Below are 20,414 nucleotides of genomic sequence, written 5' to 3'. Positions count from 1 at the left end.
AAGGGACCTCATGCCCCGATTGTCGGCCACTCAGGCGTAGGCGGGACCTAGGCCTTTTCGCAAGCGAGCACTCGCCAAGTCGACAAAGGTGACCAGCACGAACATCGCGATCAGCACCGTCATCGCCTGCTGCTGCTGGAAGATCGACAGGTGGAAGTACAGCAGCTGGCCCAGCCCGCCGCCGCCCACGAAGCCCAGCACGGCCGCCATGCGGATGTTCATTTCCCAGCGGTAGAGCGTGTAGGCCACCCACTGCGGCAGCACGATCGGCAGGCTGGCGTAGCTGAAGGCGGTGACCGGGCCCGCGCCCGAGAGCGCCAGCGCCTGCTCGGGCTCGCGCGGCGCGTTCTCCAGCGCTTCGGCGAACAAGCGGCCGAGCACGCCGGTCGTGTGCAGCGACAGCGCCAGCGCGCCCGCGAACGGCCCGATGCCGGCGGCCAGCACCATCAGCGCGGCCCACACCAGTTCGGGCACGCTGCGCAGGAAGTTGAGCACGAAGCGCGCGCCGTGGCGCAGCGGCCCGCCGATGCGGCCCGACGCCGGCAGCGCGAGCACGGCGCCCGCCACGGCGGCCAGCACGGTGCCCAGCGCCGACACCGCCAGCGTCTGCAACGCGCCGTGGCCGACCTTGGCCAGGAACTCGGGCGACACGTCGGGCGGGAAGAACTCGGCGATGAACTTGCCCATGAGCCTGAGCGATTCGGCCGAGCCCAGCGCGCCGTAGTCGATGCCCAGGTAGACGAAGCTCGCGACCACGGCCGCGGCGATCAGCGCCACGGCGAGCCAGCAGCGCAGGCACAGGGGAGGGCGTGGCGGCAGCGTCGTCATGCGAGGAGCTTTCGCAGCGCGTTGCTGAGCATGTCGGCCAGCAGCACGAGCGCGAGAAACACCAGCAGGATGCTGCTGGCCTCGCCGCCGTTGAGCATCTTCATCGACTGGTCCATCAGCTGCCCGAGGCCGCCCGCGCCCACGAAGCCCATCACCACCGAGGCGCGCACCGCACATTCCCAGCGGTACACGGTGTACGAGGCCAGCTCCTGCGCCGTGTGCGGCAGCAGGCCGTAGCACAGCGCCGCGAGCCGGCCGCTGCCGCTTTCGAGCAGGGCGCGCGCGGGGCGCGTGTCGGTCGATTCGAGGATCTCGGCGTAGACCTTGCCCAGCATGCCGCCGTAGGTGATGGCCAGCGCCAGCACGCCGGCCGCGGGGCCGAGCCCGAGCGCGCGCACGAACAGCAGCGCCCACACGATCTCGGGAATGGCGCGCAGCACCATCAGCAGCCAGCGCGCTGCTTGGCGGACGATGCCGGCCTGCATGCGGCCGGGGCCGGGCCCGATGCGCGAGATGGACAGCGCACGCGTGGTCACGAAGCCCAGCGGCGCGCCGATCAGCAGCGCCATGGCCGTGCCGGCCGTGGCCATGGCCAGCGTCTCGAGCGTGGCCTTGGCAAGCAGCGCGAGAAAGGCCGGCGAGCTGTCGGGCGGAAAGAAGCCCGCAAGAAAGCCGCCGATGACGGCGAGGTTGCCGCTGCCGAACAGCGCCCAGGGCTTGAATTCGGAGAGCGCGAGCACCGGCCACGCAATAACCAGTGCCGCGAGCCAGCCGGCCAGGCGGCGGCCCGCGTGCGGATCGCGCAGGGCGGGGCGGGCGAGTGTCGCCGTCACGGGCAGTCCGGCCGATGGAAGGCCGGCTCGACCGCGCCGGCCGTGAGGGCGACCGGCCCTTGCGTCGCCACACCGCCTTCGCTCGCATAGAGCGCCTCGAGCAGCGCCGGCGTCGCCTCGGCGGCCGGCAGGTCGAAGGCCACCTGCCCGTCGCGCATGCCCACGATGCGCGGGAACCAGCGCAGCGCCAGGTCGACCGCGTGCAGCGACGCCACCAGCGTGGCACCGGTCGATTCGCTCTGCGCCACCAACTGGCCCACGGCCGCGTGCGCCAGCGTGGGGTCGAGCGCCGACACCGGCTCGTCGGCCAGCAGCAGTGCGGGGCGCTGGTACAGCACGCGGGCGATGCCCACGCGCTGCAGCTGGCCGCCCGAGAGGCGGTCGCAGCGGTCGAACAGCCGGTCTTCGAGCGCGAGCCGGGCCAGCGCCGCGTGCGCGCCCGCGATGTCGGATGGATAGAACAGCGAACCCAGCGCGCGCGCCGTCGACCACTGGCCGAGCCGGCCCGCGAGCACGGCCGTGACCACGCGCAGGCGCGGCGCGATCGGCGGCGCCTGGTGCACGGCGCCGATGCGCGCGCGCAACTGCTTGAGCGCACGCGCCGACAACTGCCACGGGTGCTGGCCCAGCGCCTGCACCTGGCCTTCACCGGGCCGCAGCGCCGCACCGAGCACGCGCAGCAGCGTGGTCTTGCCCGCGCCCGAGGGCCCGATGACGGCGATGCGCTCGCCGTCGCGCGCGGCCAGCGTCACGCCGGCCAGCGCGCGCTGGCCGTTGGGGTGCACCACGCCCGCGCTGTCGAGCGAAAAACTCATCCGCGCATTCCGCTCACTTGATGAGGCCGGCCGACTTGCCCGCCGTCTCGATGCCGTCGTAGTTCGACGACTTGGTGGGAATGAACTTGCTCGCGCGCTGCAGCGCCATGATCTCCTTGTGCGCGGGGTTGGCCGGGTCCAGCTTCAGGAAGGCGTCGGTCAGCTTCTTCGTCACGGCGGCGTCCAGGCCGGGGCGCACGGTCCAGTTGTAGTCGTAGTAGGTCGGCGTGGTGGCCAGCACGCGCACCTTGGCGGCGTTGGGGTTCTTGGCCTCGACCAGCTTGTCCCACACCGAGGCGTTGAGCACGCCCGCTTCGGCGCGCGAGGCGGCCACGAAGGCCACGGTGGCGTCGTGCGCGCCCGAGAACGCGACGGTCTTGAAGTCCTTCTCGGGGTTGATGCCGGCCTGCAGCAGGAAGTAGCGCGGCATCAGGCTGCCCGAGGTGGACGAGGGCGCGCCGAAGGCAAAGGTCTTGCCCTTCAGGTCGGCCAGGGTCTTGGCGGGGCTGTCGATCGGCACGATGAACTTGCTGGTGAACACCTCGTCTTCCGCGCGCTGCACGATCGGCACCGCGCCGCCGTTGGTGCGGATGCGCGCCTGCACGAAGGTGAAGCCGCCCAGCCACGCCAGGTCGATCTTGTTCGTGGCAAGGCCCTCGACCACGGCGGCGTAGTCGGTCACGGGCGTGAACTGCACGTCCATGCCGGTTTCCTTCTTCAGGTAATCGCCCAGCGGCGTGAACTTGCGCTGCAGCTCGGTGGGCGCCTCGTCGGGAATGGCCGACACGCGCAGCACGCCCTGGGCGAAGGCGCCCACGGCGGTGAGGGACAGGGCCAGCGCGAGCGCGAGCCGGGACACGGTTTGTTTCGTTTGCATGGTGTGATGACGCGTTCAGTGGAAAAAGAAAAGGGTGTGTCGGGGCACTCGGGCAGACGGCGGTGCGGGCTTCGATAATCGCGGCTTGTTCCATTCGACCGACCTGCCGCCATGATCGAAGCCGCACCTTCCAAGCTCCTGAATCCGTTGGCGCCGCTGCGGCTCACCAGCTTCTCGCATGGGGGCGGCTGCGGCTGCAAGATCGCGCCGGGCGTGCTGTCGCAGATCCTCAAGAACCATGCGGGCGGGCTGATTCCGCCCGAGCTCATGGTCGGCATCGAGACCGCCGACGACGCGGCAGTCTACCGGCTCAACGACGAGCAGGCGCTGATCGCCACCACCGATTTCTTCATGCCCATCGTGGACGACCCCTACGAGTTCGGCCGCATCGCCGCGACCAACGCGATCAGCGACGTCTACGCGATGGGCGGGAGCCCGATCATGGCGCTGGCGCTGGTCGCCATGCCGATCAACCAGCTGCCGGTGGAGGTCATCGCCGAGATCGTGCGCGGCGGGCAGGACGTGTGCCGCGCGGCCGGCATTCCCATTGCGGGCGGCCACACCATCGACTCGGTTGAGCCCATCTACGGGCTGGTCGCGATGGGGCTGGTGCACCCCAAGCGCGTGCGGCGCAATGCCGACGCGCAGGCGGGCGACGTGCTGGTGCTGGGCAAGCCGCTGGGCGTGGGCGTGCTGTCGGCGGCGCTCAAGAAGCAGCAGCTGTCCGAGGCCGGCTACCGCCAGCTGATCGAGAACACGACCAAGCTCAACACGCCCGGCATCGCGCTGTCGGCGCTCGACGGCGTGCATGCGCTGACCGACGTCACCGGCTTCGGCCTGGCCGGCCACGCGCTCGAACTCGCGCGCGGCGCGGGGCTCGCGGCGGTGGTCGAGTGGTCGCGCGTGCCGCTGCTCGACAACGTGATCGCCATGGCCGGCGGCGGGTTGGTCACCGGCGCGTCGGGCCGCAACTGGGCGGGCTACGGCGCCGACGTGCAGTTGCACGAAGGCCTGCCGGCCACCGCGCAGGCGCTCATGACCGACCCGCAGACCTCGGGCGGCCTGCTCGTGAGCTGCGCGCCCGAGGCGGCCGAGGCGGTGCTGGAGATCTTCCGCAACGAAGGCTTCGGGCAGGCGGCGGTCATCGGTCGCGTGGAAGCTGGCGCGCCGGGCCTCGCCGTGTTGCCGTAGCCCTCGGTATTTCCCCCTCCCCCGCTGGGGGAGGGCAGGGGTGGGGGCCAGCGGCGTTCGATCAGGCACAACCGTCGTGCGAGCGCCGCGTGCCCCCATCCCAACCTTCCCCCGGGAGGGGAAGGAGCAAGACAAGGGGCCGGTGCGGCAATAACCCTTGAGTCCGCCGGTGCCGGTAGGCGTCGGCTATCGTTCGCGCCATGAACGCTTCCCTTCGCCTTGGCTGGCGCACGCTCTGGCGCGACCTGCGCGCCGGCGAGCTGCGCCTCTTGATCGTGGCAGTGGTGCTGGCCGTGGCCGCGCTCACGGCGGTCGGCTTCTTCGCCGACCGATTGCAGGGCGGGCTGCAGCGCGACGCGCGCCAGCTGCTGGGTGGCGACGCGGTGGTCGTGAGCGACAACCCGACGCCCGAAACTTTCATTGCACAGGCGAAGTCGCTGGGCCTTGCGGGCACCGGCACCTTCGGCTTTCCCACCATGGCGCGGGCCGAGGACGCCCAGGGCGGCGCCAGCAAGCTCGTGGCCCTGAAGGCCGTGACGCCGGGCTACCCGTTGCGCGGCAACCTGCAGACGGCCACCACGGCCGAGGGTGCGGGCGCGGTGACGCGCGACGTGCCGGCGTCGGGCGAGGTCTGGGTCGATGCCTCGCTGCTCGACTCGCTGGGCCTGAAGGTCGGCGACACGCTGCTGCTGGGCGACACCGGCCTGCGCGTGGGCCGCGTGATCACGCTCGAGCCCGACCGGGGCGCGGGCTTCATGAGTTTTTCGCCGCGCGTGATGCTCAACCAGGCCGACGTGGCGCGCACCGGCCTCGTGCAGCCGGCCAGCCGCGTGGGCTACCGCTACGCCGTGGCGGGCGACGATGCCGCCGTGAAGCGTTTCACCGAATGGGCCGACGCCACCATCAAGAAGGGCGAATTGCGCGGCGTGCGGCTCGACTCCTTCGAGGGCGGCCGGCCCGAGATGCGCCAGACGCTGGACCGCGCCGAGAAATTCCTGAGCCTCGTTGCGCTGCTCGCGGCGCTGCTGTCGGCCGTGGCCGTGGCGCTGGCCGCGCGCGGCTTTGCGGCCAGCCACCTGGACGACTGCGCCATGCTGCGCGTGCTGGGCCAGAGCCAGCGCACCATCGCCGCGGCCTACGCCTTCGAGTTCGCCGTGATCGGCACCGTGGCCAGCGCGATCGGCGTGGCCATCGGCTTTGCCGTGCACTATGTGTTCGTGCTGCTGCTGGCCGGGCTGGTCGAGACCGCCTTGCCCGCCGCCACGCTGTGGCCCGTGGCCTTTGGCCTGGGCATGGGGCTCACGCTGCTGTTCGCCTTCGGCCTGCCGCCGGTGCTGCAACTGGCGCGCGTGCCGCCGCTGCGCGTGATCCGTCGCGACGTGGGCGGGCTCAAGCCCGCGTCGCTCGCCGTGCTCGGCATCGGCGTGGCAGGCTTTGCGGCGCTGCTGATGGCGGCCAGCAGCGACATCAAGCTGGGCCTGATCGCAGTCGGCGGCTTTGCCGGTGCCGTGGCCGTGTTCGCGCTGCTGAGTTGGTTGGCCGTGAAGGTGCTGCGCCGCAGCGTCAACGAGACCACCGCGCCGCGCTGGCTGGTGTTGGCCACGCGGCAGATCTCGGCGCGGCCGGCCTACGCCGTGGTGCAGGTCAGCGCGCTCGCCGTGGGCCTGCTGGCGCTGGTGCTGCTCGTGCTGTTGCGCACCGACCTCGTGGCGAGCTGGCGCAAGGCCACGCCGCCCGACGCGCCCAACCGCTTCGTCATCAACGTGATGCCCGAGCAGAGCGACGCGTTCCAGAAGACGCTGCGCGACGCGGGCGTCGCCAAGTTCGACTGGTACCCGATGATCCGCGGCCGGCTGGTGGCGATCAACGACAAGCCCGTGACGCCCGACGACTACACCGAGGACCGCGCCAAGCGCCTGGTGGACCGCGAGTTCAACCTGAGCAACAGCACCGAGGCGCCCGCGCACAACAGCGTCACCGCCGGCGCCTGGACGCCCGAGGCGAAGAACGAGGTGAGCGTGGAAGAAGGCCTGGCCCAGACGCTGGGCCTGAAGCTGGGCGACACCCTGCGCTTCGACATCGGCGGCATGCAGAACGACGCGCGCATCACCTCGCTGCGCAAGGTCGACTGGGGCTCGCTGCACGCCAACTTCTTCGTGATGTACACCGTGGCCTCGCTGGCCGACGTGCCCGTGACCTACATGGGCGCCTTCCGCGCGCCCGAGACGCGCGGCTTCGACAACGCGCTGGTGCGCAGCTTTCCCAACGTGACCAACGTCGACATGAGCGCCACCATCAACCAGGTGCAGCGCGTGCTCGACCAGGTGGTGCGCGCGGTCGAATTCTTGTTCGGCTTCACGCTGGCGGCCGGGCTGGTGGTGCTGTTCGCCGCCGTCACCGCCACGCGCGAAGAGCGTGCGCGCGAGTTCGCCGTGATGCGCGCCGTGGGCGCACGCGCCAGCCTGCTGCGGCAGGTGCAGCGCGCCGAGCTGGTCGGCGTCGGCCTGCTGGCGGGCTTCCTGGCGAGCATCGTGGCCTCGGTGATCGGCTGGGGGCTGGCGCGCTACGTGTTCGAGTTCACCTGGACCGCGTCGCCGCTCGTGCCGGTGGCGGGCGCGCTGGCCGGTGCGGTGCTCGCGCTGGCGGCGGGGTGGTGGGGCCTGCGCGATGTGCTGCGCCGGCCGGTGGTCGACACGCTGCGCCGCGCGGCCGAGTAGGGCCGCGCAGGCCCGTACAGTTTTTTTCTTTCGCGATCGGCAGGACGGGGCCGGGGATGCAATACATTCCCCGGCCCCGTATTCAATTCAGAAGAGAAATTCCTGCATGCGCTTGGCGTCATTCCAGATCACCAACTATCGCTCGATCCACGACAGCGGCTCCATCGATTCCTCCCAGATCACAGCGATCCTCGGCCGAAATGACAGCGGCAAGTCGAACCTGCTGCGCGCGTTGCACAGCCTGAACCCGACCGACGGGCTCACGGCACTCAGCCCCATCAAGGACTTCCCCCGGCACCGCCGCCTGGACGAATGCACCGACGACACCCCCGTCGTGCACACGCGCTGGGACCTCGATGCCTCCGAACAGCTGGCGCTCGCCGCCATCCTGCCGCGCGCGGCCGGCGTGCGCCAGGTCACGGCCGGCCGCGGCTACGGCGCCACGCGCACGACCGGCTTCGAGGGTCTGGGCCCGCTGTCGATCGACGTGAGCGACATCAAGGCCAAGGTGCGCAAGATCGTGCCCGCCGTGAAGGCTGCGGCCGAGAAGGTCGCCGACGAGTTGAAGGCGTCGCTCGAACAGGAGGCCGACGCCTTCGACGCCGCCATGATCCCGAGCCCCGACTTCGTCAAGTGGTCGGCCGGCGCGTTGCTGGCGCTGCAGGCGCTGCGCCAGGCACTGGCCACCGCCGGCGCCGAGATCGCCGACAAGCAGGCGCAGATGCTGACCGAGCTCGAGGAGCTGGCACGCACGATCGACAACGACCAGCCCGCGCTGGCCCGCGCCCGCGCCTGGGTGCTGGAGAAACTGCCGCGCTTCATCTACGTCGAGGACTACGCCTCGCTGCCCGGCCGCCAGAACATCGCCGAATACCTCACGCGCAAGGGCTGGGGCGAGCGCACGGCGGGCGAGCGCAATTTCGAGAAGCTGTGCCAGGTGGCGGGGCTCGACCCGCAGCAGCTGCAGGACCTGCTGGCGAAGAACGACCTGGCGACGCGCAATCAGTTGGTGAACCGGGCGGGTGCCGTCGTGACCGCCGAGATCCGCCGGCTGTGGAAGGACCGCCCGCTCAAGATCCGTTTCAATCTCGATGGGCAGCACCTGGAGACGCTGGTGTCGGACCCGAACGGCGCCTACGAGGTCGAAGTGAACCTCGACGAGCGCAGCCGCGGCTTCCAGTGGTTCTTCTCGTTCTACATCGCGTTCTTCGCCGGCACCCGGGGCGTGGCCGCCGGTGACGTCGTGCTGCTGCTCGACGAGCCCGGGCTGCACCTGCACGCGCGCTCGCAGGCCGACCTGCTCGCGCACCTGGAGAACGACTTCGGCCACCAGATCCTCTACACCACGCACTCGCCGTTCATGGTGCCGGCGCACCGGCCCGACGCCGTGCGCGCGGCCCACATAGACGACGTGGCGGGCACCACGGTGCGCGCGGCAACGCCGGAAGATGCGCGCACGCTGTTCCCGCTGGACGCGCTGACGGCGCTGTGGGGCCGCACGGCTGCGCCGGTGCAACCGCAGCCGGCCCCCGTGGCGGCTGCGCCAGCCCCGCAGCCGGTCGAAGCGCCCGCCCTCGCGGTCGCGGCCTGACGCATCCGCCCCCGCCCGCCGTTCAGCGGCGCGGCGGGCGGTTGTCTTTCTCTTCCTCGTCGGCGGTCGCAGTGAACATGTGTTCACTCGCGAAGTCCACAAACGCCCGCACCTTCGGCGACAACTGCCGGCTCGACGGCCACAGCGCCGAGAACTGTCCCTGCCGCACGACGTGCGCGGCCAGCACGCGCTGCAGGTCGCCGCGGCGCAGCGCGTCGCGCGCCAGGAAGTCGGGCATGTACGCAATGCCCAGGCCTGCGACGGCGGCGCCCAGCATGGCTTCCATGTTGTTGCAGACCAGGCCCGGCGGCAGCTGGGGCGGCAGGCCGGGCAGGTCCCAGTCCTCGATCCTTCCGCCGGTCACGAACTTGTAGCGCAGGCAGCTGTGGCGGGCGAGGTCGGCCGGCACCTGCGGCACGCCGTGCCGTGTCAGGTAGGCCGGCGAGGCCGCGAGCACGAAGCTGAACGGGCCGAGGCGGCGCGCCACGAGCTGCGAATCGACCAGCTCGCCACTGCGGATGGCCACGTCGACACCTTCGGCCACCACGTCGACCAGCCGGTCGTTGAAGTCGAGGTCGAGTTCGATCTCGGGAAAGCGCGCCTTGAATGCGGGAAGGATCGGCAGCAGAAAGCGGTAGCCGATGGTCGGCAGGCTCACGCGCAGGCGGCCGCGCGGCGTGGCGACGGCGTCCTGCAGCATGGCGCGCGCATCGCCGAGCTCGTCGAGGATGCGGCGGCAGCGCTCGTGGAACATCGTGCCCTCGGCCGTCAGCCGCACCTGCCGCGTGGTGCGGTGGAACAGCCGCACGCCCACCTGCGCCTCGAGCCGCGCCACGTTCTTGCCCACGGCCGAGGCCGAGATGCCCAGGTCGCGGCCCGCGCGCGCAAAGCTCTGCAGGTCGGCCGCCCGCACGAAGGATTCGAGTCCGCTGAAGCTGTCCATGGGCTTGACTGGCAACCTTGGGTTGGCAGTGTGAGGAGCTGAGGGCCCATTTTCGTTTCATTGAATCCTTTTTATCTTCGCTTCACGCATTTCCCTTTTCCTTCTCCCGCGTGAAAGCCCTCCCGATGTCTTCCCCCGATTCCCACAAGGCCTGGCTGCTCGCCGCCGTCTGCCTGGCCGCGCTCGGCATGCCGCTGAGCTTCACCGGCCCGGCCGTGGTGCTGCCCGCGATCCGCGACGCGCTGGGCGGCACGCCGGTGCAACTCAACTGGGTGACCAACGCCTTCATGCTGAGCTTCGGTGCCACGCTGATGGCGGCTGGTGCGCTGGCCGATGCGTACGGGCGCAAGCGCGTCTTCCTGCTGGGCCTGGCGGTGGTGGCGCTGAGCAGCGCGCTGCTGACGCTGGCGCCGGGCATCGTCGCCTTCGACCTCGCGCGCGCCGTGCAGGGGCTGGGCTCGGCGGCGGCCTTCGCGGCGGGCACGGCGGCGCTGGCGCAGGTGTTCGACGGGCCCGCGCGGCTGCGGGCGTTCAGCCTCATCGGTACCTCGTTCGGCGTGGGGCTGTCGTGCGGATCGATCCTCTCGGGCTGGCTGGCCGACACCGTCGGCTGGCACGCCGTGATGCTGAGCCCCGGCGCCGTGAGCCTCGTCGCGCTGGGCCTGGCCGCGCCGCGCATGCGCGAGTCGCGCAACCCGCAGGCGAGGGGGCTGGACGTGCCGGGCACGCTCAGCTTCACGGCCGCGCTGAGCCTGCTCACGCTGGGCGTGCTGCAGGCGCCCGACAGCGGCTGGGGCAGCCCGTGGGTGCTCGTGGCGCTGGCCGGCGCGCTGGTCATGGGCGCGGCCTTCATCGCCATCGAGCGGCGCGTGGCGCATCCGATGCTCGACCTGTCGCTGTTCCGCTTTCCGCGCTTCGTCGGCGTGCAACTGCTGGCCGCGGCGCCGGCCTACGGCTTTGTCGTGCTGCTGGTGCTGCTGCCGATCCGCTTCATCGGGCTCGAAGGGCGCAGCGCGCTGGAGGCGGGCGGCTTCATGTTCGCGCTGTCGGGGCCGATCCTGGTGGTGCCGACGCTCGCCGCATGGCTCGCGCACCGCTTCTCGGCGGGCGTGATCTCGGCGGTGGGGCTGCTCGTGTGCGCCGCGGGGCTTGTGTGGCACAGCCGCTGCGCACCGGGCACGCCTTTGCACGGCCTTGTGGGCCCGCTGCTGCTGATCGGCGCGGGCATCGGCCTGCCTTGGGGGCTGATGGACGGCCTGGCCGTGAGCGTGGTGCCGCGCGAGCGGGCGGGCATGGCGTCGGGCATCTTCAACACCGTGCGGGTCGCGGGGGAGGGCATTGCGCTGGCGCTGGTGGGGGCGGGGCTCACGGCGCTGGTGGCGTTGCAGCTGAAGGCGTCATCGTCGCCTTCGCCCGTGGCGGTGTCGCAGGCGGCGCAGCGCGTGGCGACGGGCGACCTGGCGCAGGCGCTGGCCTTGCTGCCGGGCATGGACCGCGCCGCGCTGCTGCATGCGTATGGCGCCGCGTTCGGGACGCTGCTGTGCGTGCTGGCCGGGGTGACGGTGTTGACGGCGGTGGTGGTGTTTGCGTTCCTGCGCGGCGATGCGTCCGCGCGAGGCCACGCTGAAACGCTGGGCCAGAACGCCTGAGTCGCCTCACCCCGCACCCGATGAGGTGCTTTCATGGACACGTCATGCGCCGTTGCCAGCATCCCCGCTCGATCAACAGGAGCGGAGTGCGAGATGGTGATGAACAACAGTCGACGGGTCGTGGGAGCAGCTGCCACGGTGATTGCAGCGTGCGTGATGGCCGCATGCGGTGGCGGTGGGGGCGGCGGTGTCGCGTTCCCGCCGATCACCGTGGCGCCGCCGCCGGCACCTGCGCCTGCCCCCGCGCCGCAGGGCAAGGCGATCGACCTCACGATCCTGCACATCGACGACCACCACTCCAACCTCGAAGCCAAGGACAAGACGCTGCAGCTCAACGCAGGCGGCGGCGCGCCGGTGGCGGTCACGGTCAATGCGGCGGGCTTTCCGCGCGTCACCGCGGCGATCCAGGCGCTGGCCGCGCAGTCGCCGAACGTGCTGAAGCTGCATGCCGGCGACGCGCTCACCGGCACCCTGTACTTCAACCGCGCGGGCGCCGACGGCGAGGCCGATGCGGCGCTGATGAACACCGTGTGCTTCGACGCCTTCACGCTGGGCAACCACGAGTTCGACAAGGGTGACACCGGCCTGAAGGGCTTTCTCGACCTGCTGCGCAAGGGCAACTGCCAGACGCCGGTGCTCAGCGCCAACGTGAACTTCGGCGCCCAATCAGCGCTGCATCCGTCGAAGGCGCCCGGCTACGTGAAGCGCTCCACGGTGCTCGAGCGCGGCGGCGAGAAGATCGGCCTGGTCGGCCTGACCATCGCGGGCAAGACCAAGGCCTCGTCCAGCCCCGACCCCGACACCACCTTCGAGGACGAAACCGTCGCCGCCCAGCGCGAGATCGACCTGTTGCGCGCCCAGGGCGTGAACAAGATCGTCGTCATGAGCCATATCGGCTACGAATACGACAAGCAGGTCGCGTCGCGCCTGAGCGGCGTCGATGTCGTGGTGGGCGGTGATTCGCACACGCTCATCGGCCCCGACGCGCTCACCCGCTACGGCGTGGGCTCGCCGGCCGGCGCCTACCCCACGGCCCTGACCGACAAGGACGGCAAGAAGGTCTGCCTGGTCCACGCCTGGGAGTACAGCCAGGTGGTCGGCGAGCTGAAGGTGAGCTTCGATGAGAAGGGCGACGTCACGGCCTGCAGCGGCACGCCGCACGTGTTGATCGGCGACGACTTCCGCGTCGGCGGCAAGGCCGTCGATGCCAACCAGCGCAGCGCCCTCCTGGCCGACGTGGCGGCCAGCGGCTTCCTGCGCGTGACCACGCCCGACCCCACGGCCACCGCCGTGCTGCAGCCCTTCAAGGACAAGGTGGCGGTGTTCAACACCACGCTGGTGGCCACCGTGACCGAAGAGCTGTGCTCGCGCCGCGTGCCCGGCGGCACGGGCACCGTCGACTACTCGCGCTCCAGCGTCTCGTGCAACGCGCTGGGCAGCGTGAGCCTGCGCGGCGGCGACATCCAGCAGATGGCGGCGCAGGCCTACCTGGAGATCGGCCACAGCAAGTACGGCGGCGCCGACATCTCGCTGCAAAGCGGCGGTGGCGCGCGCATTCCGCTGGTGCCGGGCAACGTCACCGCGGCGAGCGTGATCCAGGTGCTGCCCTTCGGCAACATGCTGTTCCGCCTCGACGTCACTGGCCGCGAGGTCAAGGGCATGCTCGAAGACGGCCTGCAGGCCGTGTACGGCCCGGGCGGCTCCACCGGCCCGTACCCCTACACCGGCGGCCTGCGCTTCGACGTCGACGCCACGCAGGCCAACGGCCAGCGCGCCAGCAACATCGAGGTGCGCGCGCCCGGCACCGGCGTGTGGGGCCCGCTCGACCTGGACAAGACCTACAAGCTGTTCGTGCTGAGCTTCAACGCCAGCGGCGGCGACGGCTACAAGACGCTGGCCGCCGTGCCCGCGGCGCGGCGCCTGGACATCGGCGTGCTCGATGCCGATGTGTTCTTCAACTACATCGAGTCCAAGCCCAAGGATGTGGGCTCGGGCCTGTCGCTGTTGCAGAAGCTGCCGGTCGAGCTGTACAGCACCAAGTCGTACAAGGCGCCTTGAGGCCAGGACGCATGCGCAGGCGTCGGGCAGGGTGTCGTCGCACGGAAAGTCGGTGGATCTTCCTGTCCAATAGCGGCATGGAACATTCACCGAACGACGTGACAGAGCGCCTGAACGACCTCGAGATCAAGTCGAGCTATGCCGAAGACCTGCTCGAGCAGCTGAACATGACGATCTACCGGCAACAGCAGCAGATCGACAGCCTGATCCTGCAGGTCGCGCAGCTGCGGCTGCAAAGCCAGAACGCAGGGCAGGATGGGGGCGCACGCAACCTGCGCGACGAACTCCCACCCCACTATTGAGGAAGATCGCTCAGCCGTGCGCGTGCCAGAGCACGGCGAAGAAATGGCAGGTGCTGCCCCCGAGCACGAACAGGTGCCACACCGAATGCGCGTAGCGCACCTTGTTGTCGAACAGGAACACCACGGCCCCGGCCGTGTAGAACAGCCCGCCGGCCACGAGCCAGGCCAGCCCCGCCGATGACATGCGCTCGTACAGCGGCACCGCCGCCATCAGCGCCATCCAGCCCATCGCCACGTACAGGCCAGTGGACCACAGCGGGTGCTGCAGGCGGTTGAACAGCTTGGCGCCCACGCCCAGGACAGCCGCGGCGGTGATGGCGCCGAACAGCGTCCAGCCCCAGGGGCCGCGCAGCACGCCGAACAGGAAGGGCATGTAGCTGCCCGCAATGAACAGGTAGATGGCCGCGTGGTCGAGCCGGTTGAACCAGGCCTTGGCGCGGCCGATGGGCAGCGCGTGGTACAGCGTGGAGATCAGGTACAGCACGATGGCCGTGCCCGCGAAGAGCGAGGCGCCCACCACGGCCGCGGCCTGGCCCTTCTGGGCGGCGCTGTAGACCAGGATCGGCAGCGAGGCGATCGCCAGCAGCAGGCCCAGGCCGTGGCTCAGGGCGTTGAAGAGCTCTTCCATCGCGGTCTGGTCGCGCGCGGCGGACGCCTGCTTTTTCTGCAGATCGGTGGAACGGGCGGGCTGCAGCTGCAGCGGCGGGCTATTCGTCATCAGGAACAGAGCCTCCGGGATCGGTGTTGGTTCCGCAAAAAAACCGCGAAACCGGCAGATCATGTTACTTGACCTGCTGTTTGCCGAGTTTGCGTGCCAATGTGCGCCGATGCATGCCGAGCCGGCGCGCGGTTTCCGAGATGTTGAAGCCGGTCTCGGCCAGCATTTCGTGGATGCGCTCCCACTCCAGCGTCTTGATCGAGGTCGAGCGGTTGGTCAGTTCGACCTCGGTGGTGCCGGCGGCGCGGCCGAAGGCGGCCTCGATGTCGTCGGTGTTCGAGGGCTTGGCCAGGTAGTGGCAGGCGCCGAGCTTGATGGCCTCGACGGCGGTGGCGATGCTTGCGAAGCCGGTGAGCACCACGATCAGCATCTCGGCGTCGTGCCGGTGCAGCATCTGCACGCACGCCAGGCCCGAGGCCTCGCCGTTGAGCTTCAGGTCGACCACCGCGTAGCCGGGCGAGGGGCCGTCGCCTTCCTCGAGCAGCGCTTCCACTTCCTCGAGGTTGCGCGCATGCAGCACGACGTAGCCGCGCCGCTCGAACGAGCGCGCGAGCGTGCGCGCGAAGGCCTCGTCGTCCTCGACGATCAGCAGCTGGCGGACCTCGGCGGTGTCGGGTGTGTGGGTCATGGGCTGCTCGGGGCTGGGGGCGCGGCGTTGTCCGCGAGGGTGGTTGCTGCTTCCTCGTCCTCTTCGAGCACGATGGCCGCCAGCGGCAGCGTGATGGTCACGATGGCGCCGCCCTCGGGGCGGTTGCGCACGGCGACGCGTCCGCCCAGGGTGCGCGCCACGTTCACGACCAGGAACAGGCCCAGCCCGCCGCCGGGGCGGCCCTTGCTCGACTGGTAGGGCTTGCCGAACTCCGCGAGGATGGCCGGCATGAAGCCGGGGCCCGCGTCGGTGACGGTGATGGTGAGCGCGTCGGCGTCGTGCGTGGCTTCCAGGCGCAGCCAGTGCGGCGAGGCCTCGAGCGCGTTGTCGAGCACGTTGCACACCATCTGCTTGATGGCCGAGTCGGACACCATGGGCAGGTCCTGCCCGAACAGGTTCTCGTAGTCGAACTCCTCGACCGGGCGCGTGGTGCGCCATTCTTCGACGAGGTCGTCCAGGAAGGTGCGCACGGTGGTCTCTTCGGACGATTCGCCGCGCGTTTCGCCGGCCGACAGCAGGATGCCGCTCACGATGCTCTTGCAGCGCTGGATCTGCACTTCCATCTCGGCCACTTCCTGCAGCAGCTCGGGGTCGGAGCTGAAGTGCGGCAGCCGGCGCCAGTCGCCGAGGATCACGGCCAGCGTGGCCAGCGGCGTGCCCAGCTCGTGCGCCGCGCCCGAGGCCAGCAGGCCCATGCGCACAATGTGTTCTTCTTCGGAGGCGCGCTGGCGCAGGTCGGCCAGCCGCGCGTCGCGCACGCGCAGGTTGCGGCTGATGCGGGTGATGAAGACCACCAGCAGCGCCGCATTGAGCGCGAAGCACACCAGCATGCCCTGCACGTAGGGGCTCCACAGGCCGCGGTCGTGGTCCAGCGGCAAGGGCAGCGGGCGCGAGAACAGCGCCAGGCCCGCGAAGCACAGGCCGGTGATGACCACGATGGTCCAGGTCGACCAGGCCTTGAGCAGCACCGCGCCCAGGATCACCTGCAGCAGGTACAGGAAGACGAAGGGGTTGGTGGCGCCGCCGCTGAGGTACAGCTGGGCCGTGAGCGTGGCCACGTCGACCAGCAGCGCGACGAACAGCTCTTCGTTGGTCACGCGGCCATGGATGCGCAGGCGCAGCAGGCTCACCATGTTGAACAGCGCGAGGCAGGTGAGCACCTGCAGCATGTGGTTCAGCGGCAGGCGGATGCCGAAGCCGTAGTGCACCACGAGGATGGTGGCCACCTGCCCGACCACGGCGAACCAGCGCAGCTGGATCAGCTGCTGCATGTTCTGGTGGCCGATGGCGTTGTCCAGGCTCGCGACGCCCGCGCGCGGGGCGTGCAGCTCGCCGGCCACCGCGACGAGCTTGTCAGTCGCGGCGGGCATCGGCGGGGTCGGGGCGTGCGGCGTCGGCATGCGGTGCATTTTCGCCGCTGCCGTCTTGCGATGCCCGTCGGCGCCGGTCGTCGCGCCACACGAACCCATAGGCGCCGAGCACCATCAGCGCCAGCCCGTACCAGGTGAGGGCGTAGACGAGGTGGCTGTTGGGGAAGGCGATGACCGTCAGGCCGCCCGCCGGCCACGTGGGCGCGGCCTGTGCGGGCGCGGGCCCGGCCTCGGCATCGACGAAGTACGGCGCCACGTCGGCCAAGCCGCGCGCGGCGGCAATGGCCTGCACGTCGCGCGAGAACCAGCGGTCGGCCGCGGGGTCGTTCGTGCGCAGGAAGCCGCCCTTGGGCTCGGTCAGGCGCAGCAGGCCGGCCACGGTGGTGTCGCCCTGGGGCTCGGGGGCGGTGCGCGCCGCGCGTTCACGCGCTTCAGGCGGCACGAAGCCGCGGTTGACGAGCACGACGCTGCCGTCGGCGGTGCGCAGCGGGGTCAGCACCCAGAAGCCGGCACCGAGCCGGGTGCTGGCCTGTACCAACGCTTCCTTGTCATGGAGGAACGTGCCGCGAAGGCGCACGTGCCGGTATTCGTCGTTGGCCGCGTTGACCGTGGGCCATTCGGATCGCGCCGGCGCGTCGGCGGCCGGGGCGTGCACGCGCTGGTCGACGCGGGCGATGAGATCGAGCTTCCAGGCCCTGCGCTCGACCTGCCAGGTGCCGAGTGCAAGAAAGCCGGCAAAGGCGAGGAGGGCGCAGACCGCCAGCGCCGCACGCGTGACAACGGAGCGCGGGCGGGCGGCCGGGGCCATCAGGGCATGTTCTTCATGTCGTGGACCATGGCCGGCATCATGTTGGTGTTCATGTGATACATGACCCACAGCGAGCCGGCCAGCGTGATGACCACGAGCACCAGCGTGAAGATCAGCGCCAGCATGTTCCAGCCGCCTTCGGACTTGGCGTCCATGTGCAGGAAGTACACCATGTGGACCACGATCTGCACCACGGCGAAGCCGAGGATGACGAGGGCGGTGGTGCTCGGGTTGGCGATCACCTTGCCCATCACGAGCCAGAACGGGATCGCGGTCAGGATCACGGCCAGCACGAAGCCGGTCATGTAGCCCTTGAAGGTGCTGTGGCTGACGGGGCCGTCGTCGTGGTGGTCGCCGTGACCGTGGCTGTCGTGTGCGCCGTGGCCGTGTGCGGCGGTGGCGGTGGCGGTGTGTGCGGGGGCGCTCATGCCATCGATCCCATGAGGTAGACGAAAGTGAAGACGCCGATCCACACGACGTCCAGGAAGTGCCAGAACATCGACAGGCACATCAGGCGGCGGCGGTTGGCGGCGGTGAAGCCGTGCTTGGGCAGCTGGACCATCAGCACGACCAGCCAGATGATGCCGAAGCTCACGTGCAGGCCGTGGGTGCCCACCAGCGCGAAGAACGACGACAGGAAGGCGCTGCGCTGCGGGCCGGCGCCTTCGTGCAGCAGGTGCGCGAACTCGTACAGCTCCAGGCCGATGAAGCCCAGGCCCAGGAGGCCCGTGATGCCCAGCCACAGCAGCACGCCGCCCATGCGCTTGCGCTGCATCTCGAGCATCGCGAAGCCGTAGGTGATCGACGACAGCAGCAGCAGCGAGGTGTTCATCGCCACCAGCGGCAGGTCGAACAGGTCGGCGCCCGAGGGGCCGGCCGCATAGTTGCGGCCCAGCACGCCGTATACCGCGAACAGGCAGGCGAAGATGAGGCAGTCGCTCATCAGGTAGAGCCAGAAGCCCAGCAGCGTGCCGTTCTCGGGGTGGTGGTCCTCGTTGCGGACGTGGAACAGGTCGAACGCCGGTGCGTTCGCGTTCCGGGAGGGGAGGGCGGTGGTATCAGACATGGGCGGTGGCCAGCAGGCGCGTGCGTGCTTCTTCGGTGCGAACGACTTCTTCCGCGGGGATGTAGTAGTCGCGCTTGTAGTTGAAGGTGTGGGCGATGATCGCGGCCAGCATGGCCACGAAGCCGATGCCGGCCACGAGCCACATCTGCCAGATCAGGGCGAAGCCGCACACCGCGCTCAGCGCCGCGATGATGAAGCCGGCGGCCGTGTTCTTGGGCATGTGCACGGGGCTGAAGCCGTCCAGCGGACGCTGGTAGCCGCGGGCCTTCATGTCGGTCCAGGCGTCGTTGTCATGCACGCGCGGCGTGAACGCGAAGTTGTAGGCCGGCGGCGGCGACGAGGTCGACCACTCCAGCGTGCGGCCGTTCCACGGGTCGCCCGTGGTGTCGCGCAGCGACTCGCGGCGGATGAAGCTCACCACCAGCTGGATCAGGAACGAGGCGATGCCCAGGGCGATCAGCACGGCGCCGACGGCAGCGACCTGGAACCAGATCTGCAGCGACATGTCCTGGAAGTGGCTCATGCGGCGGGTGACGCCCATCAGGCCCAGGATGTACAGCGGCATGAAGGCCATCCAGAAGCCGACGATCCAGAACCAGAACGAGCACTTGCCCCAGAACGGGTCCAGCTTGTAGCCGAAGGCCTTCGGGAACCAGTAGGTGATGCCTGCCAGCATGCCGAACAGCACGCCGCCGATGATCACGTTGTGGAAGTGGGCGATCAGGAACAGGCTGTTGTGCAGCACGAAGTCGGCCGGGGGCACGGCCAGCAGCACGCCGGTCATGCCGCCGATCACGAAGGTGATCATGAAGCCGATGGTCCACATCATGGGCAGCTCGAAACGGATGCGGCCGCGGTACATGGTGAAGAGCCAGTTGAAGATCTTCGCGCCCGTGGGGATCGAGATGATCATCGTCGTGATGCCGAAGAACGAGTTCACGCTGGCGCCGGAGCCCATGGTGAAGAAGTGGTGCAGCCACACGAGGTACGACAGGATCGTGATCACGACCGTGGCGTACACCATCGAGGCGTAGCCGAACAGGCGCTTGCCCGAGAAGGTGGAGACCACTTCCGAGAAGATGCCGAAGGCCGGCAGGATCAGGATGTACACCTCGGGGTGGCCCCAGATCCAGATCAGGTTCACGTACATCATGGCGTTGCCGCCCATGTCGTTCGTGAAGAAGTTGGTGCCGACGTAACGGTCGAGCGACAGCAGGGCCAGCACGGCCGTGAGCACCGGGAAGGCGGCCACGATCAGCACGTTGGTGCACAGGGCGGTCCAGGTGAAGACGGGCATCTTCATCATGGTCATGCCGGGCGCGCGCATCTTCACGATGGTGGCCAGCAGGTTCACGCCCGAGAGCAATGTACCCACCCCCGCGATCTGCAAGGACCAGATGTAGTAATCGACCCCCACGTCAGGACTGAACAGGATGCCCGACAGCGGCGGGTACGCCAGCCAGCCGGTCTTGGCGAACTCGCCCACGAACAGCGAGGCCATCACGAGGCCGGCGCCGAAGGTGGTCATCCAGAAGCTGAAGTTGTTCAGGAACGGGAAGGCCACGTCGCGCGCACCGATCTGCAGCGGCACCACGAAGTTCATGAGGCCCGTGACCAGCGGCATCGCCACGAAGAAGATCATGATCACGCCGTGGGCGGTGAAGATCTGGTCGTAGTGGTGCGGCGGCAAAAAGCCCGCGTTGTCGCCGAAGGCGACGGCCTGCTGGGCCCGCATCATCAGTGCGTCGGCGAAGCCGCGCAGCAGCATCACCAGGCCCAGGATGATGTACATGATGCCGATCTTCTTGTGGTCGATGCTGGTGATCCAGTCATTCCACAAGGTGCCCCACAGCTTGAAGTAGGTCACGGCGCCCAGCAGCGCCAGGCCGCCCAGGATCACGGCTGCGAAGGTCACGAGCAGGATCGGCTCGTGAAGGGGAATCGCCTCCCAGGAGAGGCGGCCGAAGACGAGCTTCGTCAGGTCTAGGTTCTGCAACAT

18 protein-coding genes are annotated in these 20,414 nt (G+C 69.6%); 6 read left to right on the top strand and 12 right to left on the bottom strand.

The genetic code is table 11. From position 1 onward, the window contains the following. Positions 1 to 30: 30 nt before the first annotated feature. The 4 genes from phnE to AC07Q9_RS04515 are packed head-to-tail and all read right to left on the bottom strand — an operon-like array spanning position 31 to position 3,353. Positions 31 to 828 carry a phosphonate ABC transporter, permease protein PhnE gene (gene phnE / locus AC07Q9_RS04530; protein ID WP_495266229.1) on the bottom strand — a complete coding sequence of 266 codons (798 nt, stop codon included), beginning with the start codon at positions 826 to 828 and terminating at the stop codon, positions 31 to 33. Then, on the bottom strand, positions 825 to 1,661 hold the full coding sequence (locus tag AC07Q9_RS04525) for a PhnE/PtxC family ABC transporter permease (RefSeq protein WP_495307650.1): 837 nt from the start codon (positions 1,659 to 1,661) through the stop codon (positions 825 to 827). The genes phnE and AC07Q9_RS04525 overlap by 4 nt, the downstream gene beginning before the upstream one ends. Further along, positions 1,658 to 2,476, bottom strand: coding sequence for a phosphonate ABC transporter ATP-binding protein (locus AC07Q9_RS04520; RefSeq protein WP_495307648.1), 819 nt, complete (start codon positions 2,474 to 2,476; stop codon positions 1,658 to 1,660). The genes AC07Q9_RS04525 and AC07Q9_RS04520 overlap by 4 nt, the downstream gene beginning before the upstream one ends. Positions 2,477 to 2,489: 13 nt before the next feature. Beyond that, positions 2,490 to 3,353, bottom strand: coding sequence for a putative selenate ABC transporter substrate-binding protein (locus tag AC07Q9_RS04515; RefSeq protein WP_062469048.1), 864 nt, complete (start codon positions 3,351 to 3,353; stop codon positions 2,490 to 2,492). 111 nt (positions 3,354 to 3,464) lie between these two features. Here AC07Q9_RS04515 and selD point away from each other — a divergent pair, with 111 nt between their 5' ends. From selD to AC07Q9_RS04500, 3 genes are all read left to right on the top strand, one after another. Beyond that, on the top strand, positions 3,465 to 4,544 hold the full coding sequence (selD, locus tag AC07Q9_RS04510; protein WP_495307646.1) for a selenide, water dikinase SelD: 1,080 nt from the start codon (positions 3,465 to 3,467) through the stop codon (positions 4,542 to 4,544). Positions 4,545 to 4,744: 200 nt separating this feature from the next. Beyond that, the gene (locus AC07Q9_RS04505; protein WP_495307644.1) at positions 4,745 to 7,261 is read left to right on the top strand and encodes an ABC transporter permease; all 2,517 of its coding nucleotides are present in this window, start codon (positions 4,745 to 4,747) and stop codon (positions 7,259 to 7,261) included. Positions 7,262 to 7,367: 106 nt separating this feature from the next. Continuing rightward, complete coding sequence (locus tag AC07Q9_RS04500; RefSeq protein ID WP_495307642.1) at positions 7,368 to 8,852, top strand: AAA family ATPase; 1,485 nt, start codon at positions 7,368 to 7,370, stop codon at positions 8,850 to 8,852. 22 nt (positions 8,853 to 8,874) lie between these two features. Here AC07Q9_RS04500 and AC07Q9_RS04495 read toward each other — a convergent pair whose 3' ends face one another. Next, the gene (locus AC07Q9_RS04495) at positions 8,875 to 9,795 is read right to left on the bottom strand and encodes a LysR family transcriptional regulator (protein WP_495308219.1); all 921 of its coding nucleotides are present in this window, start codon (positions 9,793 to 9,795) and stop codon (positions 8,875 to 8,877) included. Between the two features lie 125 nt (positions 9,796 to 9,920). Between AC07Q9_RS04495 and AC07Q9_RS04490 the strand changes: the two genes are divergently transcribed. The 3 genes from AC07Q9_RS04490 (at position 9,921) to AC07Q9_RS04480 (ending at position 13,804) form a co-directional block, all read left to right on the top strand. Then, complete coding sequence (locus AC07Q9_RS04490; RefSeq protein WP_495307640.1) at positions 9,921 to 11,444, top strand: MFS transporter; 1,524 nt, start codon at positions 9,921 to 9,923, stop codon at positions 11,442 to 11,444. 156 nt (positions 11,445 to 11,600) lie between these two features. Next, positions 11,601 to 13,502 carry a bifunctional metallophosphatase/5'-nucleotidase gene (locus tag AC07Q9_RS04485; protein ID WP_495307638.1) on the top strand — a complete coding sequence of 634 codons (1,902 nt, stop codon included), beginning with the start codon at positions 11,601 to 11,603 and terminating at the stop codon, positions 13,500 to 13,502. Positions 13,503 to 13,579: 77 nt separating this feature from the next. Continuing rightward, positions 13,580 to 13,804 (top strand): SlyX family protein, encoded by a 225-nt coding sequence (locus AC07Q9_RS04480; protein WP_062469081.1) that lies wholly within the window; start codon positions 13,580 to 13,582, stop codon positions 13,802 to 13,804. 10 nt (positions 13,805 to 13,814) lie between these two features. Here the strand turns inward: AC07Q9_RS04480 and trhA are convergent, their stop codons facing one another. From trhA to cyoB, 7 genes are all read right to left on the bottom strand, one after another. Then, positions 13,815 to 14,522 carry a PAQR family membrane homeostasis protein TrhA gene (trhA, locus tag AC07Q9_RS04475; RefSeq protein ID WP_487847783.1) on the bottom strand — a complete coding sequence of 236 codons (708 nt, stop codon included), beginning with the start codon at positions 14,520 to 14,522 and terminating at the stop codon, positions 13,815 to 13,817. Positions 14,523 to 14,586: 64 nt separating this feature from the next. Beyond that, a complete protein-coding gene (locus AC07Q9_RS04470; protein ID WP_159274905.1) occupies positions 14,587 to 15,150 on the bottom strand; it encodes a response regulator transcription factor in 564 nt (187 codons plus the stop codon). After that, positions 15,147 to 16,541, bottom strand: a complete 1,395-nt coding sequence (locus tag AC07Q9_RS04465; RefSeq protein ID WP_095747478.1) for an ATP-binding protein — start codon at positions 16,539 to 16,541, stop codon at positions 15,147 to 15,149. The genes AC07Q9_RS04470 and AC07Q9_RS04465 overlap by 4 nt, the downstream gene beginning before the upstream one ends. Next, positions 16,525 to 17,349, bottom strand: a complete 825-nt coding sequence (locus AC07Q9_RS04460; protein ID WP_495307636.1) for an SURF1 family protein — start codon at positions 17,347 to 17,349, stop codon at positions 16,525 to 16,527. The genes AC07Q9_RS04465 and AC07Q9_RS04460 overlap by 17 nt, the downstream gene beginning before the upstream one ends. Then, entirely contained in the window at positions 17,349 to 17,777 is a 429-nt protein-coding gene (gene cyoD / locus AC07Q9_RS04455; RefSeq protein ID WP_495307634.1) for a cytochrome o ubiquinol oxidase subunit IV, read from the bottom strand. The genes AC07Q9_RS04460 and cyoD overlap by 1 nt, the downstream gene beginning before the upstream one ends. Further along, complete coding sequence (gene cyoC / locus AC07Q9_RS04450; protein WP_369644430.1) at positions 17,774 to 18,415, bottom strand: cytochrome o ubiquinol oxidase subunit III; 642 nt, start codon at positions 18,413 to 18,415, stop codon at positions 17,774 to 17,776. Before cyoC ends, cyoD begins: the two co-directional genes overlap by 4 nt. After that, the gene (gene cyoB / locus AC07Q9_RS04445) at positions 18,408 to 20,414 is read right to left on the bottom strand and encodes a cytochrome o ubiquinol oxidase subunit I (protein ID WP_495301114.1); all 2,007 of its coding nucleotides are present in this window, start codon (positions 20,412 to 20,414) and stop codon (positions 18,408 to 18,410) included. Before cyoB ends, cyoC begins: the two co-directional genes overlap by 8 nt.

Source organism: Variovorax sp. GW821-FHT09A10 (assembly GCF_059418385.1).
This window is presented reverse-complemented; position numbering and strand designations above follow the sequence as displayed.

Coding starts and splice junctions, on each gene's coding strand:
- selD (WP_495307646.1), top strand. CDS start 3,465: ATGATCGAAGCCGCACCTTCCAAGCTCCTGAATCCGTTGGCGCCGCTG.
- AC07Q9_RS04520 (WP_495307648.1), bottom strand. CDS start 2,476: ATGAGTTTTTCGCTCGACAGCGCGGGCGTGGTGCACCCCAACGGCCAG.
- AC07Q9_RS04505 (WP_495307644.1), top strand. CDS start 4,745: ATGAACGCTTCCCTTCGCCTTGGCTGGCGCACGCTCTGGCGCGACCTG.
- AC07Q9_RS04490 (WP_495307640.1), top strand. CDS start 9,921: ATGTCTTCCCCCGATTCCCACAAGGCCTGGCTGCTCGCCGCCGTCTGC.
- AC07Q9_RS04480 (WP_062469081.1), top strand. CDS start 13,580: ATGGAACATTCACCGAACGACGTGACAGAGCGCCTGAACGACCTCGAG.
- AC07Q9_RS04495 (WP_495308219.1), bottom strand. CDS start 9,795: ATGGACAGCTTCAGCGGACTCGAATCCTTCGTGCGGGCGGCCGACCTG.
- AC07Q9_RS04465 (WP_095747478.1), bottom strand. CDS start 16,541: ATGCCCGCCGCGACTGACAAGCTCGTCGCGGTGGCCGGCGAGCTGCAC.
- cyoD (WP_495307634.1), bottom strand. CDS start 17,777: ATGAGCGCCCCCGCACACACCGCCACCGCCACCGCCGCACACGGCCAC.
- cyoB (WP_495301114.1), bottom strand. CDS start 20,414: ATGTTGCAGAACCTAGACCTGACGAAGCTCGTCTTCGGCCGCCTCTCC.
- AC07Q9_RS04515 (WP_062469048.1), bottom strand. CDS start 3,353: ATGCAAACGAAACAAACCGTGTCCCGGCTCGCGCTCGCGCTGGCCCTG.
- cyoC (WP_369644430.1), bottom strand. CDS start 18,415: ATGTCTGATACCACCGCCCTCCCCTCCCGGAACGCGAACGCACCGGCG.
- trhA (WP_487847783.1), bottom strand. CDS start 14,522: ATGACGAATAGCCCGCCGCTGCAGCTGCAGCCCGCCCGTTCCACCGAT.
- AC07Q9_RS04500 (WP_495307642.1), top strand. CDS start 7,368: ATGCGCTTGGCGTCATTCCAGATCACCAACTATCGCTCGATCCACGAC.
- AC07Q9_RS04470 (WP_159274905.1), bottom strand. CDS start 15,150: ATGACCCACACACCCGACACCGCCGAGGTCCGCCAGCTGCTGATCGTC.
- AC07Q9_RS04485 (WP_495307638.1), top strand. CDS start 11,601: ATGGCCGCATGCGGTGGCGGTGGGGGCGGCGGTGTCGCGTTCCCGCCG.
- phnE (WP_495266229.1), bottom strand. CDS start 828: ATGACGACGCTGCCGCCACGCCCTCCCCTGTGCCTGCGCTGCTGGCTC.
- AC07Q9_RS04460 (WP_495307636.1), bottom strand. CDS start 17,349: ATGGCCCCGGCCGCCCGCCCGCGCTCCGTTGTCACGCGTGCGGCGCTG.